The sequence below is a fragment of the Bacteroides sp. AF39-11AC genome, assembly GCF_003474285.1.
GTDB lineage: Bacteria > Bacteroidota > Bacteroidia > Bacteroidales > Bacteroidaceae > Bacteroides.
The window spans coordinates 83,263-102,353 of the sequence record NZ_QROH01000004.1 but is presented as its reverse complement, the minus strand read 5'-3'; the positions used below and the strand labels follow the sequence as shown (position 1 = coordinate 102,353).

Below are 19,091 nucleotides of genomic sequence, written 5' to 3'. Positions count from 1 at the left end.
CCTTTTTTATAATGTCACATTAATACCAAATGTTATCGTTCTCGGTGTATTGCTGTCCGAGTTTTCCGGATCATAAGCAGGCCATCCGGTAAAGTAGCCTACATTCTTCACAGTCAGGTTCAGTCGTAACGCTTCCAATTTCAACGGAGATATCAGAGCTTTCGGGAAGGTATATCCCACAGAGATGTTATCAAGACGCAGGAAGTCAGCTTTCTTATAAATATAGTAAGTTACACCGCTCGGACTCTTCGCACCTAAACGAGGATAGCTGTTGATAGGATTTTCGGCAGTCCAATAATCCCGTTTAATCTGATTTACCGTATTCAGCAAAGCATTGTTATTGGTGAAGCGGTCCATCTTCTTCACATGGCCCAGGTAAGAATACATACTGAATGAAATATCGAAGTTCTTGAACAATGTAAATTCATTACGCATATTCCAACGAACCTTCGGAGTCGTATTTCCCTGGAAAACCTTATCATCATTGTTGTATTTATAATTCTGGTCTACATCCAGAATCTTCGGATCACCGGGAATCTGGCTGTATTTAGCCGCTTCTTCCGCTTCATTTTCCTGCCATACACCCTCATATTTATATCCCCAAACTTCATCCAGAGCATGGCCAATGAAATATCCGTTGTCAATATCATCCGCTTCTTTCCTGCCTATCACCTTTCCGTCAGCATCTGTTATATCTTCCATAATGCCATAAAGATGCTTGATTGTATTCTTGTTGTACATCAGGTTGAAAGTGGTGCGCCAAGTCAGTACACTGTTCTGAATATTGGTAGAATGTAAAGACAACTCCAAACCACGGTTCCAAATCTCACCAATATTAGCTTTCACACTGGAATAACCAATTAAACTTGGCAACTGGCGGTTGTTCAGCAAGTCGGTAGTACTCTTATGGTACACATCGATACTACCACCCAGACGTCCCTTCAGGAAAGTGAAATCCAATCCCAAATTATAAGAAGTCGTAGTTTCCCACTTCAGGTTGGGATTTGCCATATTATAGCAGAAGAATGTATTGATAGTGACCAACTGACCTGTAGCAGGATCTACATACATATATTTACGGGGATCCAACTGCATCAATGCAGCATATTCACCAATAGAACGGTTACCGTTCTTACCCCACGTAAGACGCAACTTAGCATATTCAAGCCATTCGGCATTCAGCTTCTTCCAGAAAGATTCTTCCGTAAAAATCCATCCAAGAGCCACAGAAGGGAAAGTAGCACGCGGATTGCCTTGTCCGAAAGCAGAATATCCGTCACGACGTACAGTAGCCGTAATCAGGTAGCGATTATCATACGTATAGTGCAAACGTCCCATGAGGGCATCACCAGTACGATAAATATCATCACTGTCTGCAATAGGAGAAGTACCATAGCCTATACCTCCATATCCCAGATTGTCACTCGGCTGGAAACCTTCATTCTTGGAAATTGTTTTCCAACGCTGGAATTTCTCCCAGTTCAGCAATCCGGTAAAGTCGAATGCATGTTTTCCAAATGTCTTATTCCATTTCAGCATATTATCCCATTGCCAGAAGAAGTCTTTCATGCCATAGCGTTCAACGAATCCTCCTTGGTCACCGGAATCCGGATGATCGGCTGATTTATGATACAGGTAATTGGTCCACTCGAAGCGGGGAGAATAAGTAGTTTGTAAAGAGAATCCCAACGGCAAATCCAACTTAAGATAAATGGATGCATTTAAGTTATTAACGTCATGCTTCTTACTCAGATAAGCCCTGTTCAACAATGGATTGGTGGCATTGTTATTATCATTCGGATAAAGTTTCAAAGAACCATCCTCATTATAAACATTTCCATAAGGCGACAAAGAGGTACTAAAACTTGAATAAACCGATCTGCCGCTTTCATACATATTGCTTTCGTCACGCGACGTAAACTGTGCATTAACACCATAAGTCAGGAATTTCTGCACTTTATTTTCCAGATTCACACGAGCACGGATAGCACTATACTTACCACCTCTGTTATTACTTTCATTCTTCACATAGTTAATAGAAGAATAATAAGACATTTCGTCTTTCTTGCCCGATACGCTGACTGTATAATCCTGTCGAAGCGCAGTGCGAAGAGTCAGATCTTCCCAGTCGACCGTTCTGCCCGCCATGTAATTGGCTATTTCCGTATTAGTCATCCTCAAACGGGCGAGCCAAACCTCAGTCGGATTTCCGGTATCCGTACCCAGCCATTCAGACAGTTCTGTGCCACTCATATTCGCAGGATTGTCAAAGTATCCGGTGGCAGCAGTCTTATATTCGGTACTTTTCATTACATCCTGACGGAAATTCACAAAGTCTTGTCCCTGATAGACTTCCGGCAGAGAGTTAACCATCGAAATGCCCCAACTGCCATTAAAACTGATCGTCGGCTTCTTGCCTCCTCCTTTTTTGGTAGTAACCAACACTACACCATTAGCTGCCTTGGCACCATAAACGGCTGCAGAACTGGCATCTTTCAGGACATCTACACGCTCTATGTCATTCGGATTAATATCCGTCATCTGTCCACTATAGATAACACCATCCAAAACAATCAGCGGGTCAGTGCTGGCAGCAATCGTACTTTTACCACGAATCATCATGCTTGTATTGCCTTTCGCATCAGTTTCCATACCTACCGAAAGTCCGGCAACACCTGTACGTAGCATATCCTGAATGGTCTGGCGTTGTTCTTTCTCCATATCACTGCCTTTGATAGAAGCTACCGCACCGGTCAGGTCCTGCTTTTTCATCGTACCGTAACCTACCACCACAACTTCCTGCAAGAGCTTGGAATCTTCCTGTAGTTTTATGACGGAAGGAATGGAACCGGCTTTCAGCGTTTGCGTAGTATAACCGATATACGATACCTGAATCCGGGCATCAGGAGCCACAGTCAAGGTGTAATAACCATCAATATTGGTGATAGTACCATTGGTAGTACCTTCGGCAATGACATTACCCCCTATAACCGGTTCTCCATTTTCATCTACCACTTGTCCCTTGATAGTGATTTCATGCCCCGAAGTCTCAGGTTTATCTTTAGTAAACAAAGCTATCTGCGTATTGGTAACCTCATATTTCAGGTCCGTGTTTTTCAACATGGTATTCATTGCCTGTTGAGCAGTAGCTTTCTTCACTTTCAAGCTTACTTTCTGCTTTACATCCACCTGATTGGCATCATAGAAAAAAGTGTATCGACTGACTTTTTCTATGCGGTTAATAGCCTCTGAAAGAGGAAGATCTGAGAAGTCTATAGTGATTAGCTTCTCTTTTACTTGTGCCGATAAAGGCACACAAAGGATTAGCAGCAATAAAAATGCTACACGTTTTTTTAGAATCATGCTTTTCTTTTAGATTTAAAATAATTAGAATAATTGTGATAGAAAATAAGGATGAACGTTATCATCCCGTAACATTAGTTTACTTCACAGTATTGTGCATAGGCGATTCTTTTTAGGGTTAGAATTTAACATTTTACTTTTTATAAATACTGAGCTCATTATTTTCATTAAACGTATACCCAATCGGATTGATGCGTGCCATCAACCTGAGTATTTCCTCCAAAGGTTCGTTACGCAACGTAAAGGTATAGTGGAAACTGTCGGCAATAGCCGGATCCAAATCTATCTTCACACGATACCACTTCCTCAGGAAACGGCAGATATCCTGCAGAGAACGTTGTTCAAAGACAATCTGGTCCTTAGTCCATGAAGCGGCAAAAAGTACATCATCCTTGGTGACAGACAATCTTCGACTACTCTTATTATAAGTCGCAATCTCACCGGGTGCAAGATAACGGTGATCGTTTTCCGTATCCAGTGAAACCGACCCCTCTAACAGGCTGACATAGATATTCTCCATGTCCGGAAAGGCTTCTACATTAAACTTAGTACCATGGACAACAATACGTACCCCATCTGTTTGTACAATAAACGGTTTCCGTTTATCATGAGCCACATCAAAGTAGGCTTCCCCACGCAAAGTTACCACACGCTCTTCTTTCTTATGTTGTATATCACATGTTAACTTCGTATTACTATGCAGCCATACGGAAGATTGATCCGGTAAAGATGCCATGGACTTTCCTCCCATGCTTTTATATTCCAGCAAAGTCTCTTCGGGAGTACCTGCCCACTGTCCCAGATAAAACGAAAAGCATACCATTATAACAATACATGCCGCCGCAACATATCTCCATATATGGAAGGTTGACTTCCGGTCAGGCTTCGCAACTGGTGTCGAACTACCAGTCTTCATCCGGCGACTAAGTTCTTTCCAATAATATGCCGAATCCGGCGTATAGCTGGAAGCATTGCTTTGTATTTTATCCCAAAGGCCTTGGAGTTCCTCGAACAGCTCACGGTTACCACTATCGGATAACCAAGCTTCGAGTTGATTATTTTCTTCCGAAGAACTTTCCTTTTTCAACTTCGAAATAATCAAATTCCATGGTATTTTTCTTATCATATTGTTCTTTTTGTCCATTTGTATTATAATGACACAAAAACAACCTACAACCCTTACGTTAAAAAGCTCTTTTTTTTCGAAAACCTGATTTTTTTATTGAAAGTTTACCATAAGTGGTTTAAGACATAGCAGACAGTATTCGCTAAAAAACGACAAACAGAACAATATTCTCTGTTCCAGACCTGCTCCGTATCTGCTCCATACCAAGTCCACACCAACTCCACTCATTCTGCTACTCTATAGACGTGGAGCAAACAAGGAGAAGGTAAGGCGTAAAAGAGAAACAGAACAGGAGCAGAATATATTTCTTATTATGAAAACACATCTTTTTTTTCAGATAGTAATAAAAGAAGATTTGGAAAATCATAATTACTTTTTAACTTTGCAAAATAACTTGATAACCATGACTACTAACGACGATATTCTTTTATTGAAGTTAATTAAAGAAGGAGATGAACATGCCTTTAAGCATCTCTTTGACAATTACTTTACACCATTATGTCGTTATATCAATATCTATCTGGATAACTTTGCAGAGGCAGAAGAACTTGCACTGGATATTTTTACTTATCTATGGGAAAACAGGGAACAGGTAGATATCAGGTTATCTTTCAAAGCTTATCTCTTTCAGGCTGCCCGCAACAAGTGCTTCAACGCCTTACGAGATCGGAAACAAACAACAACACTGGATGAAAACCTGCATGAAACCCTGCAGTACAAAGAGTATCCTACCTTAGAAATAGAGGAACTAAACAAACTGATACAAGAAGCTATATGTACTTTGCCTAACCGCTGCCGCGAAGTATTCCTGAAAAGCAGGCAGGAACAAATGGCAAACCAGGAAATTGCCGATGATATGAATATCTCGGTTAAAACAGTAGAAGCACAGATCACCAAGGCACTTAAAATAATCAAAAAGTCTCTGGGAGAGGGATATGCATACTTATTTTAGTCCTTTAAGAAGCACTTTCTTCCAACCATAAGAGTAAGCATTTAGATTAATTAACTCACTATTCATTGCTTCATTACGAAATTTTCGTAGATTTGTATTGAATTCATCCAAAAACTTTTATTCCATGGAAAAATTAACAATACAAGAAGAAGAAGCAATGATCTACATCTGGGAACTGGGCAGTTGCTTCGTAAAAGACATTGTTGCCAAATATTCCCAACCGGCACCTCCCTACACTACGGTAGCTTCCATCGTCAAGAACCTGGAACGCAAGCAGTATGTTACAGCCGCACGCGTAGGAAATACGTACCAATATACACCCGCCATCCGTGAAAGCGAATACAAACGTACGTTCATGAGTGGCTTTGTGCGTAATTACTTTGAAAATTCGTATAAGGAAATGGTTTCTTTCTTTGCCAAAGAGCAAAAGATTTCGACCAACGACTTGAAAGAGATCATCAATATGATTGAGAAAGGAAAAGAGTGAAAAAGATAACCTACCTGATTCTTAATTTTTAATTCAGAAAAAGATGTTGGCCTATTTTCTAAAAATCAATGTAGCCATCGCGCTATTTTATGCGTTTTACCGGCTATTCTTCTATAAAGACACGTTCTTCACGTGGCGCAGGGCTGCCCTGCTCTGCTTCTTTGCCGTATCTGCCGTCTATCCATTACTAAATATACAAACTTGGATTACGGAGCAGGAACCTATGGTAGCCATGGCAGATTTATACGCCGACATCGTTTTGCCGGAGTTTACTCTGACGCCGGAAAAGACAACCTTCGACTGGAAAGCAATCCTGCTCCAAACGGCTGGTTTTGTTTATTGGGGAGGAGTAGCTCTACTGGCTGGCCGCTTCCTTGTACAACTGGCAGGCATTATCCGGCTAGCTTTCCGTAGCCGGAAAACAAAGATTGGAAACACCAACGTACACTTGCTTAAGCAAGCAGACGGACCTTTTTCTTTCTTTCACTGGATATTCATTCATCCGGCTTCGCATACCGGAGAGGAATTAAGCGAAATATTAACCCACGAACAGGCACATGCCAATCAATGGCATTCCATTGATGTACTCATCAGCGAGACCGCATGCGTACTTTGTTGGTTCAATCCCTTTGCCTGGCTCATGAAACGGGAAATCCGCACCAATTTGGAATACTTGGCGGACAATCGTGTACTGGAAACCGGGCATGATTCCAAATCCTACCAGTATCATCTGTTAGGACTATCTCACTATAAGGCTGCAGCAACTATCTATAACAGTTTTAATGTATTACCTTTAAAAAAACGCATCAAAATGATGAACAAAAAGAGAACCCGAGAAATAGGGAGAACTAAGTATCTTATGTTTCTCCCCCTGGCAGCCTTACTAATGATTATCAGTAACATCGAAGCCGTGGCCCGTACCACGAAAGAGATGGCAAAAGATGTCATAGAGGCTGTGGAAGAAAATCTGGCACCGAACGAAACGGCACCGGATATGAAAGTTGCTACTGAACCAGTACCGGCAGAAACGCCAATGCCACAGCAGGATAAAGATAAGCTTGTGGCTTACAAAGGGAAAGTAGTGGATAAAGATGGAAAGCCTGTAGAAAGAGCTGAATTCTTCATTGATGGCATGTACAAGCTACCCCAAGACCAGTCATTTGTTACAGACAAAAATGGGAATTTTTCTTTCAAAGCATTTAAAAGTACTCCCATGATAGTGGTTTGGAAAAAGGATGGAAAACAAATGGCTGTGCAGGTTCCTGCCGAAACTCAAAACATCTCAGACATGAAGATTGTCATGAATAGAGAATGGCTGAATCCTCCTGTCGATGATCCGGACAATCCCGTATTCGAAGTAGTAGAATCAATGCCAGAATTCCCGGGTGGGGGCATGACAGCATTGATGCAATTTTTATCGAAAAATATAAAATATCCGGTCAATGCACAGAAGAACGGAACACAAGGACGTGTCACTGTACAGTTTATAGTAAACACAGATGGTAGTATTTCCAATATAGGCATTATCCGTGGAGTAGATCCGGAATTGGATGGTGAAGCAGTACGCGTTATCAGTACAATGCCCAACTGGAAACCGGGTACACAGAAAGGAAAGCCGGTTCGGGTGAAATACACTGTCCCTGTTATGTTCCGCCTACCGGATGAGGATAAGAAAGAGGAATACAAACCCGTACAAAAAATAGAAGAAACAGTAGTTGTAGGTTATGGTACCCGGCAAGAGTCACCTGTAGAAGAAGGTCAGGTATTTGAAGTGGTAGAGCAAATGCCTTCGTTCCCTGGTGGGCCGGAAGGACTTATGAGATATATATCCAAAAATATCAAATATCCAGTAGGGGCACAAAAAGCAGGGACACAAGGCCGAGTGGTTGTAGAGGTAATTATTGATGCAAATGGCAATGTTACCAATCCTAAAGTTAGTCAAGGTGTAGACCCGCTATTGGATGCAGAAGCCATCCGGGTTACTGCCAATATGCCTAAATGGCAACCTGGTACACAGAGAGGGCAGGCAGTTAATGTAAGATATACATTCCCTATCATATTCAGACTGCAATAAAGTAATTATTTCCCCAAAAATTCTCTCTAACATAATAGGTTATCCGCAAATCCTCCCCTGGCAGTCAAATTCAACACCAGGGGCAGGATGCAGATAACCGCTAACTCCCTACACGATGAATAAACTAATTCTGTTTCCCTGCTTCTTGTTCATTATCAATACAATTAATGCACAGGAAGGCAAAAAAGAGTATTTGCAGAAAGTTCTCAATAAGATTGAGAAAATTGAATCTGCAAGCTATTACAACGTATCAAAAACCTGGGAACCGGGAGATACTATACCTCTATCTGAATTCCGCCAATTAATTAATGAATATAATAATCCGGCAGATTCAACCATTGGAGCAAGCTACATAGCGCTTGATCCTGATGATACTAAAAAATTAGAGTTTGGTTACGATGGTCATGTAGTATCACACATGTTTCATGATAAAAAAGGGATAATGATTGATGACTTCACAACCAGATCTCTGCCTTTCAGATTAGTAGGGCCTCCTTTCTTCAACTATACAAAGAGTATAATCCGTTATGCTCTAAATACGAACGATAATATTACTACTGAATTAAAAGAAGAAAAAGACTACTATTACTTTAAATTGGTAATCAATGAAGATAAGCAAGTCGAGTTCTTTGGCAAGGATTATAAAATAGACAACCCATATTGCCTGGATCCAACTTCCGGCTATGAAATATGGATCAGTAAATCAAACGATTTACCATATCAAGTACGTAGAGAAATGTACCACAACATTTCTATGAATTCCTGTTCGGATGTAGAAATCAATAAATCATCAATTAATGATTTCAAACTATCAGATTATTTCCCAAAAGATTATGAAATTAGAAAAGTCGGAGAAAATAGAGCAGTTCCTACCTCATCTCTCGTTGGACAAAAGGCTACTGCGTGGACTCTGAAAAATGAAAAAGAGCAGGATATATCACTTAGTGATTTCAAGAGTAAGGTACTACTTGTGCAATTCACTGGAATAGGCTGCGGTCCATGCCAGTTATCCATACCTTTCTTAAACAAATTAAAAAGTAAATTTAAGACTGATGACCTTGACATTGTGGCAATAGAAACGTGGAGACGAAAATCGCACGCACTTCAAAACTATATTAACAGACACCACATAAATTATAAACTGACCACTGGTACAGACGAAATAGTAAAAGCCTATCAAGCCATTTCCGCTCCGATCTTTTTCATACTGGATGAAAATCGAGTGATAAGAAAGATAGTCACCGGATATAACAAAGACTCTACTGATAAGGAAATAGAGAATTATATAAAAGAACTTTTGTAGTACAAACAGAAAAATAAGAAAGAGATACCGCTCTCGGTTTATTGAGTGCAGTATCTCTTTCTTATTATTAATAGGATGTTCTCTATTTATGCATTTGCACCACTTCCGTCGGTGCCATCTCTACATTCCGCTTATCTACCTGGCGAACTACACTCGCTGCTAATTGCAGAAAGGCACGTCCTGTCACAGTATTCTCATCAAGTGCTACCGGTGTGCCTTTGTCACCACTTTCACAAATACTTTGCACAATAGGAATCTGTCCCAATAAAGGTACATTCATTTCTTCTGCCAGTTTCTTTGCCCCTTCCTTACCGAAAATATAGTATTTATTTTCCGGCAATTCGGCTGGTGTAAACCAAGCCATATTCTCCACTAAGCCCAGAATAGGAACATTTACTTTATCATTGACAAACATGTTAATGCCTTTACGGGCATCCGCCAATGCAACAGCTTGCGGTGTGCTGACAACAATAGCGCCAGTCAGAGCAAGCGTCTGAACCACAGTCAAGTGGATATCACTCGTTCCTGGAGGGAGGTCTATCAGGAAGTAATCAAGATCTCCCCAGTTCGCATCACCTATCAGTTGCTTCAAAGCATTGCTCGCCATACCACCACGCCACAGGGTTGCTTGATCAGGGTCTACAAAGAAACCTATGGAAAGCAGTTTAATGCCATATTTCTCAACCGGTACAATCAAATCACGCCCCTCTACATTCTCTGCATAAGGACGTGCATCTTCTACCTGAAACATCTTCGGCATAGACGGACCGAAAATATCAGCATCCAGCAAACCTACTTTATAGCCCAACTTTGCCAAAGCTACTGCAAGATTGGCAGATACCGTTGATTTACCTACCCCACCTTTACCAGAAGAAATTCCGATAATATTCTTTACCTGAGGCAATAACTTACCCGGTTCGGGACGTGCCGCCTGCTTACTCTCCGTAGCAATAATGACTTCTACCTCATTGGATACATAGGTATGAATAGCTGTTTCAGCAGCTTTTATTACCGACTTCATGAAAGGATCTGTCGGCTTCTCAAATATCAATGAGAAACTGACTTTCATGCCTTCAATACGCAGATTATCGGCAACCATTTCCGCTTCTACAAGGTTCTTTCCGGTGCCGGGATACCGCACTGTTGCCAGTGCATCTAAAATCAGTTTAGGATAAAGTGTCATAATCTAAAGTTGTGATAGAGTGATAAAGCGGTAAGGTGATAAAGTGACTATCAGTTCAGCACTTTATCACCCTAACACTTCATCACTATGTATTATTTTGAAGTTTGCAGTCCGCTCCGCTTACTGCGGTTATAACTGCGATATTCATCTAACTCTATTTCTACATCGGGTTCATGCAGTTCACCTTCTTTCGGCAGATGGAACTTGATATATTTGATGTTCAACCCACGATCCAACCATTGTTGTTCGTAATAAGTTTTAATGCTAAGGATTTCATCAGCCATACCGGAGTGATACAGATCTTCTGTCATCACATCCACTGGGAGGCTATTCTCCTCAATCATATAACGGGTATAAGTGAACATAAAGTTACTATCTGTCTTGAGATGAATGATACCATCCGGTTTCAGGAATCTACGATAGCGCTCCATGAAATAAGTGGAAGTTAAACGCTTTGTGGCCTTCTTCATCTGTGGATCAGAGAAGGTCAACCAAATTTCACTCACTTCATTTTCAGAAAAGAAACGATCGATGATTTCGATATTCGTACGCAAAAAAGCAACATTCTTCATGTCTGCCTGCAACGACTCCGTAGCACCGGACCACATACGGGCACCTTTAATGTCTACTCCGATAAAGTTCTTATCTGGAAATAGCCGCCCCAGTCCTACTGTATATTCACCGCGTCCGCAACCCAATTCCAAAACAATGGGATGGTCATTCTTAAAGAACGACTCATTCCATTTTCCTCTCTTCTCAAAAGGCACGTTATCTACTGCCGAATAGGGGTATTCGAACACATGCGGATAACTTGCCATATCGGCAAACTTCGCTAACTTACCTTTACTCATGCGTTATTCTACAATGGTTACCCAGCCATGCGTGTCAGGTTCGTCACCATATTGGATACCACGCAACTTATTGTATAACTTCATGCATACAGGTCCCGGTTTGCCGTCTTTGGCAATGATATAAGAATGATTATTCTCCGGATCGTCAATACGTTCAATCGGGCTTATTACCGCAGCAGTACCACAAGCACCAGCTTCCTCGAAAGTAGAAAGTTCTTCTTCTGCAATCGGACGGCGTTCAACCTTCATGCCCATATCTTCAGCCAACTGCATTAAACTCTTATTTGTGATAGAAGGCAGGATGGAAGTAGATAAAGGGGTTATATAAGTATTATCCTTGATGCCGAAGAAGTTGGCAGCACCACATTCATCGATGTATTTCTTTTCTTTGGCATCCAGATAGAATTCGGCAGAATAACCCGCTGCATGAGCCTCCTGACTGGCACGCAAACTGGCTGCATAGTTACCACCTACCTTATAGATACCTGTTCCGAGAGGAGCCGCACGATCGTACTTACGAGTAATCACGTAAGGAGTAGCAGCAAAACCACCTTTAAAGTATGGACCTACCGGAGTAACAAAGATCAGGAACATATATTCACTGGACGGACGAACCCCCACTTGTGCACCTGTTCCGATCAGTAACGGACGAATATAAAGAGAAGCACCGCTTTCGTAAGGCGGAATAAAACGCTCATTCATCTTCACTACTGCGAGTACAGCTTCTTTGAAACGTTCTGTGGGCAATTCTGCCATCATAATACCACGACAGGTAGACTGCAAGCGAGCGGCATTCTCTTCCAAACGGAAAATACGAACTTTACCATCTTTACCACGGAATGCTTTCAATCCTTCGAATGCCTCCTGACCATAATGCAGACAGGTAGCTGCCATATGCATATTGATCAATTCACTACTGCTGATTTCGAGTTTTCCCCACTCACCTTCCCGGAAATTAATTCTCACATTATAATCTGTCTTCATGTATCCGAATGACAGATTAGACCAATCTATTTCTTTCATATCTCAAAGTATTAGTAATCTCATTACGTACATTTTGCAACAAATTTAATCTTTATTCTTCACTTTCTCGCTTCTCCGACAGTAATTTTTCTATTTCCTTGTCGGCTTTGGTCAATTTGTCACTGCAAAACGCAATAATCTCATTCGCTTCCTTTATTTTTTCAGCAAGCGCATCGATTTCCAACTCATTATTGTCTATCTGACGGACAATCTTCTCCAGACGTTCTATTGCCTGGGAATAAGTTTCTTTTTTCTTCGGAGTAGGCATAAAGAAATTTATGATTTAAGTTTATGATTTACGACTTATGACCGAGGTTACTTCACCCCGGTAGAAACGAGTGACTATTTCGTCTTCTTCATTTAACATAGCAGCATTTTTCACTACTTTCCCATCTTTCAACGTGATACTGTAGCCACGTGCCAGCGTCTTCTCGGGAGAAGCATCAGCAAGACGTTGTTGTAACAACTCCAGACGATGCCGTTGACGCGAAAGTGAAGTCTGAACAGCCAGCGAAACATCTTTCCGGGTAGTCAGTAATGCAAGTTTGGCATCGGACACACGCCGGACAACAGCAGAAGGAATACGGTTTCTGTATGAAATCAATTTACGATGTTCTTCTGTCAGACGGGAGCGCACACTTTCATGCAGTTGACTGATAAGTACTTCCAGTTCATCAGCAGCAAGATTCATGCAATTTATAAGGTACTCCGCAGCAGCAGTCGGAGTCTTCACACGGGTATGAGCCACAGAATCAAGTACCGTATCATCTCTCTCATGTCCTATACCAGTGATAATGGGTAACGGAAACTGAGCGCAGGCAGCAGCAAGCAGATAGGTATCGAAACCGGACAAATCAGAAGTAGCCCCACCGCCACGGATAATAACCACAGCATCAAAATCTTCCTGACGATTCAGAATAGCATCCAGAGCGGATAATACAGATTCTTCCACCCGGTCGCCTTGCATCAATGCCGGAAATAATTCCGTATGAAAGAAAAAGCCACGGGAATTATTCTTTAGCTGATGGCAAAAGTCCCCGTAACCTGCGGCTGTAAGTGATGAAACTACTGCAATACGCTGGGGCAAGACCGGCATTTCCAGTTCCTTATTCAAGGTCAACACCCCTTCCTCCTCAAGCTGTTTTAATATCTCCCGGCGCCGGCGTGCCATATCACCCAAGGTATAAGTAGGATCAATATCCTGCACGGTAAGACTGTAACCATAAAGTTCATGAAAACTGACAGTTACCTGAACCAAAACCTTGATACCAGAAACAAATGCCTGTCCTGTGGACTCTTCAAAATAAGGTTTCAACAAACGATATACATTTGCCCAAATGGTTCCACGCGCCTTTGCTATCAAACTATTGCTACGGAGATCTTTCTGAATAAACTCCAGGTAACAATGTCCGGTACTGTTCGTACGCACATCGCTCAGCTCTGCCTGTACCCAATATTCATCGGGCAGGCATTGTTCAAGGCTCCGACGCACCAAAGCGTTTAAATCATACAAAGACAATGCTTCCATTCTGTTCATTTACGTATTACAGGTTACACATCAGCAATAGCAACATGTAATTCATTATTTATTCTTCAACTTATACTCATTGTACGCCTTCCACATATCAGGTACCCCATATCCATAGATATTATCGGGAAAATCCGCACGATCACCAGACCGACGCACCAATTCAATCACTTCCTTTGCTGTCAACTTCGGACAAGCCTGCCACAAACAAGTCACCATACCACACATAATAGGCGAAGAGAAAGAAGTACCATTGGCCCGTCCCTGATTGCCATCCGGACGGATGACGTCTGATCCTAACCCTACTGCAACAACATCAGGCTTCACACGATGGTCTGCAGTATTACCAATAGATGAGAAAGGGGCCAATGTGGCTTTCTTATCGACAGCTCCTACCGTCAATACATTTTCCGCATCTCCCGGAGGAGTAATTTTCTTCCAAGACCCCATACCGGAATTACCAGCACTACATACCAGCACCATTCCCTTATCAGCAATGCGGGAAGCCTGACGAGACATCAAAGCATGCCGTCCATCCAAATCACGATATTTATAATCCTTTGATTTGTCATCAAACGTATAATACCCCAAAGAGGTATTAATCACATCCACTCCCACACTATCGGCAAATTCTACAGCAGCCGACCAATAATCCTGCTCTACCAAATGCTCCGAATATTCGTCTTCACTGCGAAGCAACCAGAAAGAAGCTTCGGGTGCTGTCCCCGTCATAATCTCAGGTTGATTCATTCCAATACAAGACAGAACGCTCAAGCCGTGACTGCTCTCTGCAAAAATATCCGCTTGGGGATTCACAAAATCTTTTGTACCCAAAATATGAATATTTTGCATAGTAGTAATCTTATCTACATTGTGGAAACCGGCATCAATAACTGCAATCGTCATTCCCTGACCTTTGAAACCGGCTTCATGCAATTTATCTCCATTGCTCAATTGAACCTGAGTGATGGCACGCCCATAGATACTATCGGGATGTATGGTCGGTTGATTGATTACAGAATCCCGTTCCGTTGACATTGTCGGTTTATCAGCACCGGGAGACAACCATACTTTTTCCGCAGAACGTACAAAAGGTAATGCTGCAATGCGGTCTATTAAAGTAGTATCATTACAAGATACTGTTACAAAATTATCCCATTTTCCAACCACTACGATATTCACTCCCTGTTTGCGGATTTCATCTATATATTTGCGGCACACCGGCAAATCGGTAGAATCAATCGGAAGGTTCTGCTTTTTGCGGCGCTCAATAGCCTTTTCCGACAAGAACTTCTCAGGACGTTTTAATGAATACTCTGTAGCAGCCTTGTCTTTTAAGCTGATGCGATACTTCAATGAATCTTGCTGTGCGGACACACCTGTCATAAACAGGGTGAAAGCCAAAAGAAGAAATAATTTTCTCATTCTATTATTATCTATTACTTATTTATTTTCTGCAATAACCAGACCAATGCCACGCTGGGAAGCGATAAACGAGCCACCCACAACCCGCCTTCCAATATAAAAGACAGCAGACTGTCCCGGTGCAATAGCTGAAGCCTCCGACGCAAAATGCACAAACAAACGTCCGTCTTCCAATCTTTTCACTGTACATGGAATCGGTTTACTACGATACCGGATACGTACTGATAAATCCGGGGCCGAAAAGAACTCCTGCTCATCAATAATATGGTCCTGCTCCGCCAACATATATTCAGTCTGCAATTGTTCGGCATCACCTAACATCACTGTATTTTTCAGTGGATTGATCTTCAATACATAGGCTGGTTTACCTAAAGCTATTTCCAAGCCTTTCCGCTGCCCAATCGTATAATAAGGAAAACCTTTATGTTCCCCCAGCTTCACACCTTCAGAATTGACAAACCATCCGGGACCTATTTCCCTGTCAATTTCAGGGCTATGTTCACGCAAGAAGTCACGATAATCACCTTTAATGAAACAGACCTCCATACTTTCACCTTCTTCAGCCTTTAACTGATAACCTTTCTCACGCAAATACTCACGCACCCGTAGCTTCGTATAAGTTCCCAATGGAAAAATGCAACGTTTCAGCACATCCTGTCCTAATCTCCAGAGAAAATAAGATTGGTCCTTCTTTTCATCATCTCCGGCAACGATATATACTTTTTCATTCTTTTCTTCCAAACGAGTATAATGTCCGGTAGCAATCCATGCGCAATCCAATTTATCCGCCCATTCCGTCAGTATGCGAAACTTGAACATAGGATTACACATCACACACGGATTGGGTGTCCGTCCCTGACAATATTCATCTATAAAGTTCTGTACAATCACTTTACGAAAAGCCTCACGTTCATCAGCTACATAGTGTTCAATCTCCATACTATCAGCAAGCTGACGGGCCTCTACAGGTTCATCTCCCCATACCCACATGGTAAGGCCCACTATCTCATAACCTTGTTCCTTCAACATTAAGCAGGTAGCGGTACTATCTATACCACCGCTCATGCCTACCAATACTCGCTTTTCAGATCTATTCATTTTGGGAGATTCATTTTATTAGCTTACAAAAATACATGATTTCGGGCAGAAGAAATAGAAAAGGCATACCTTTTTAGCATGCCTTCACAGAAAATACTTAAACGACCGGGAAGGCACTCTTCCACATCCTCTCACCAAAATAGAGTCACGAGTAAGTTCCACAATAGAATATGCATTTTGTTTTTCTGTCTCTATCATTCCCTCATGTGTTATCATTGGTATTCCTTTATAATAGCCGAATGCTCCAGCATGATGATGTCCCGAAAAGACAGCTTTCACACATGGATACTTTGAAATAGTATTCAGAATTTCCACATTATTCAAAGCTGTAAACTCACTTTCCGGATAGAGCGGATGATGTGTAAAGATTAACACATTATTATTATTTCTCTCACATTCAGCTAACAAATTATCCAGCCATTTCATCTGTTTCTTACTGACTCCCCCATTCCATCTATATCCTTGTTTGCCGCCAGTCTGTTTTATATGCTCCAGCATCTCAGCCAGTTCCTGCTCTTTTTCAGTTCCTACGACATGAGCATATGCCGAAACTTCATTGGTATTCAACATAATAAAAATCCAATTTTGTTTCTGAAACGAGTAATACCCAGCAGGCATATTCAACTGCCGGTATAGAACAGAGACATCTGCCACCTCTTTATAATCATGATTACCCGTAAGATGATAAATCTCACGATCCAGACGAGAGAGACAAGACATGATTGTTTTTAAGTCGCTGTTTTTTCTATCAACAATATCCCCCAAATTAATTGTAAACTCCACATTCTGCCGATTGAAGTAACTGACACAAGTGTCCATTTTTCGTAGTGTCTCCCTATAGAACCGCGTATTTTCCGAAGGACAATCTGCATACTGCGCATCAGCAAACAACCCGAATTTGAGAATAAGAGGAGTATCTTGGGCCAATACATTGCCACAGAGGAAAGCCAGATATACAAATAATGTGATGAATGTTTTCATAATAACAAGCTATTTATAGTTATAAACAAAGTTCTCAAATAGTTTCAACGTCCCAAATTTACAGTTTTTCATCCTAACAGATTGATTTAAATCGTCCGAAAAAACAATTAATATTGTCCACATAGATTTTGAATCATAAACGAGTCTCCCTCTCATAGATAGACGTGTAACAAAAATGCAATATTTATGACACAAAAACATCATACGTATGTCCGACCTTTGCCGCCATAAATTAATCGACTACAACTTATTATGAAAAAAAGCGCATCCATGCTGCTCATCGCTCTGCTGCCACTGGCCGCAATATCTCAAAACCCTTACCGTAACGAAGACGGAAAGAAGGTAGACAAGGAAGAATTGGAAACAAAGGATTATCTACCGGAAATACACGGGACCATCCGTACCAAGTTTGAGTACCAAACAGAAATGGCTGCCAGCCGTTTTGAAGTGCGTAATGCACGCATCAGCATCACCGGCAACGTGCTGCCTATCGTAGCTTATAAAGCTGAAATCGACCTATCTGATGAAGGGCAAATAAAAATGCTGGATGCCTATGCACGCCTTTTCCCAATAAAGGACCTGACCGTCACTGCCGGACAAATGCGCGTACCGTTCACTATCGATGCCCACCGTTCTCCGCACCAGCAATATTTTGCCAACCGTTCATTTATTGCGAAACAAGTTGGTAATGTACGTGACGTTGGTGTTACATTGGGCTATAAATTAGGAACCGAAGTACCTGTCACGTTAGAAGGTGGACTCTACAATGGTTCGGGGCTGACCAATCAAAAAGAGTGGCACAAAGAGGTGAATTATTCTGCCAAAGCACAGTTCCTCTTTGCCAAGAAGCTAAACCTCGCTTTAAGCATACAGAGCATACAGCCACAGGACGTACGGATAAATTCGTATGACATCGGTGCTTTCTATGAATTCGGACGCTTCCACATTGAAGGGGAATACTTGTATAAAACCTATGCAGACAATGCCTACGACAATGTACATGCTGTAAATAGTTTCATCAACTACGACCTACCTTTGCGAAAAGTATTCAATAAAATGTCTTTCCTGGCACGTTATGACATGATGACCAGCCAAAGTGATGGCAAAGCCATCGATGAAGAAACCGGAGCTTTAGTCACCACTGACTACAAACGTCATCGCGTGACTGGTGGTATCACATTTAGCCTCAGTAAAGCATTCCGCACGGACCTTCGACTGAACTTTGAGAAATATTTCTATGCTAAAAACAGTATTGCCAAAGAGTCCGAACAAGACAAAATAGTGCTGGAACTAATGGTCAGATTCTGACACCTTTATTGGGAAGATATACTCCTCTAATTTACACTCGCCTAAGCAATGTTTATTTTGATTACTCTTCTTCAGATATATACCCTACACGTTGCAGAGCAGTACAAAGCTGTAAATATTGACTCGGCAGTCTTCAAAAACCCATCCAGAGCATACCTTAGCCATACTTGCTCCGTACCATCTCCGTGTTTTCTCCGTATAAAGGTACCTCTGAGTGGAGAATGTACGGAGCAAGTACGGTCTTGATACGGTTCGGATATGGAGCAGATATAAAGTGAATGCACCACACAGGAAAAGTGGATTGTAAGAATAAGAGATTATAAGTAGTATCATTCAAAGTTATCGAATAATATAATTTCAGTTATTTTATAAAATATAGATTATCTCTT

The 19,091-nt window shown here is 41.5% G+C and carries 15 protein-coding genes; 5 read left to right on the top strand and 10 right to left on the bottom strand.

Annotated elements, in window-relative coordinates:
* Positions 1 to 6 precede the first annotated feature (6 nt).
* Together DW036_RS09030 and DW036_RS09025 are read right to left on the bottom strand one after the other, a co-directional pair.
* Positions 7 to 3,363, bottom strand: a complete 3,357-nt coding sequence (locus tag DW036_RS09030; RefSeq protein ID WP_187374584.1) for a TonB-dependent receptor — start codon at positions 3,361 to 3,363, stop codon at positions 7 to 9.
* A 133-nt stretch (positions 3,364 to 3,496) separates the two neighbouring features.
* Positions 3,497 to 4,489: a FecR family protein gene (locus DW036_RS09025; RefSeq protein ID WP_118464250.1), complete on the bottom strand. Its 993-nt coding sequence runs from the start codon at positions 4,487 to 4,489 to the stop codon at positions 3,497 to 3,499.
* Positions 4,490 to 4,892: 403 nt separating this feature from the next.
* On the opposite strand from DW036_RS09025, the gene DW036_RS09020 reads away from it, so the two are divergent.
* From DW036_RS09020 to DW036_RS09005, 4 genes are all read left to right on the top strand, one after another.
* A complete protein-coding gene (locus DW036_RS09020) occupies positions 4,893 to 5,441 on the top strand; it encodes an RNA polymerase sigma-70 factor (RefSeq protein WP_118464248.1) in 549 nt (182 codons plus the stop codon).
* A gap of 124 nt (positions 5,442 to 5,565) precedes the next feature.
* On the top strand, positions 5,566 to 5,928 hold the full coding sequence (locus DW036_RS09015; RefSeq protein WP_022391825.1) for a BlaI/MecI/CopY family transcriptional regulator: 363 nt from the start codon (positions 5,566 to 5,568) through the stop codon (positions 5,926 to 5,928).
* Between the two features lie 43 nt (positions 5,929 to 5,971).
* Positions 5,972 to 8,002, top strand: coding sequence for a TonB family protein (locus DW036_RS09010; RefSeq protein ID WP_118463394.1), 2,031 nt, complete (start codon positions 5,972 to 5,974; stop codon positions 8,000 to 8,002).
* A gap of 115 nt (positions 8,003 to 8,117) precedes the next feature.
* Positions 8,118 to 9,305 (top strand): peroxiredoxin, encoded by a 1,188-nt coding sequence (locus DW036_RS09005; protein ID WP_118463391.1) that lies wholly within the window; start codon positions 8,118 to 8,120, stop codon positions 9,303 to 9,305.
* Between the two features lie 82 nt (positions 9,306 to 9,387).
* Here the strand turns inward: DW036_RS09005 and DW036_RS09000 are convergent, their stop codons facing one another.
* The 8 genes from DW036_RS09000 to DW036_RS08965 all read right to left on the bottom strand — a co-directional run bounded on the left by DW036_RS09000 (position 9,388) and on the right by DW036_RS08965 (position 17,394).
* Positions 9,388 to 10,488, bottom strand: coding sequence for an Mrp/NBP35 family ATP-binding protein (locus DW036_RS09000; protein WP_118463388.1), 1,101 nt, complete (start codon positions 10,486 to 10,488; stop codon positions 9,388 to 9,390).
* A 92-nt stretch (positions 10,489 to 10,580) separates the two neighbouring features.
* Positions 10,581 to 11,339, bottom strand: a complete 759-nt coding sequence (gene trmB, locus DW036_RS08995; protein ID WP_118463385.1) for a tRNA (guanosine(46)-N7)-methyltransferase TrmB — start codon at positions 11,337 to 11,339, stop codon at positions 10,581 to 10,583.
* Between the two features lie 3 nt (positions 11,340 to 11,342).
* Positions 11,343 to 12,362: a branched-chain amino acid aminotransferase gene (locus DW036_RS08990; RefSeq protein ID WP_022391830.1), complete on the bottom strand. Its 1,020-nt coding sequence runs from the start codon at positions 12,360 to 12,362 to the stop codon at positions 11,343 to 11,345.
* 52 nt (positions 12,363 to 12,414) lie between these two features.
* The gene (gene xseB, locus DW036_RS08985) at positions 12,415 to 12,630 is read right to left on the bottom strand and encodes an exodeoxyribonuclease VII small subunit (RefSeq protein ID WP_022391831.1); all 216 of its coding nucleotides are present in this window, start codon (positions 12,628 to 12,630) and stop codon (positions 12,415 to 12,417) included.
* A gap of 21 nt (positions 12,631 to 12,651) precedes the next feature.
* On the bottom strand, positions 12,652 to 13,890 hold the full coding sequence (gene xseA, locus DW036_RS08980; protein WP_118463383.1) for an exodeoxyribonuclease VII large subunit: 1,239 nt from the start codon (positions 13,888 to 13,890) through the stop codon (positions 12,652 to 12,654).
* Positions 13,891 to 13,944: 54 nt separating this feature from the next.
* On the bottom strand, positions 13,945 to 15,315 hold the full coding sequence (locus DW036_RS08975; RefSeq protein ID WP_118463380.1) for a S8 family serine peptidase: 1,371 nt from the start codon (positions 15,313 to 15,315) through the stop codon (positions 13,945 to 13,947).
* An 18-nt stretch (positions 15,316 to 15,333) separates the two neighbouring features.
* On the bottom strand, positions 15,334 to 16,413 hold the full coding sequence (gene mnmA / locus DW036_RS08970) for a tRNA 2-thiouridine(34) synthase MnmA (RefSeq protein WP_118223528.1): 1,080 nt from the start codon (positions 16,411 to 16,413) through the stop codon (positions 15,334 to 15,336).
* A gap of 84 nt (positions 16,414 to 16,497) precedes the next feature.
* On the bottom strand, positions 16,498 to 17,394 hold the full coding sequence (locus DW036_RS08965) for a metallophosphoesterase (protein ID WP_118463377.1): 897 nt from the start codon (positions 17,392 to 17,394) through the stop codon (positions 16,498 to 16,500).
* 252 nt (positions 17,395 to 17,646) lie between these two features.
* Here DW036_RS08965 and DW036_RS08960 point away from each other — a divergent pair, with 252 nt between their 5' ends.
* Complete coding sequence (locus DW036_RS08960; protein ID WP_118463374.1) at positions 17,647 to 18,702, top strand: porin; 1,056 nt, start codon at positions 17,647 to 17,649, stop codon at positions 18,700 to 18,702.
* Positions 18,703 to 19,091 lie beyond the last annotated feature (389 nt).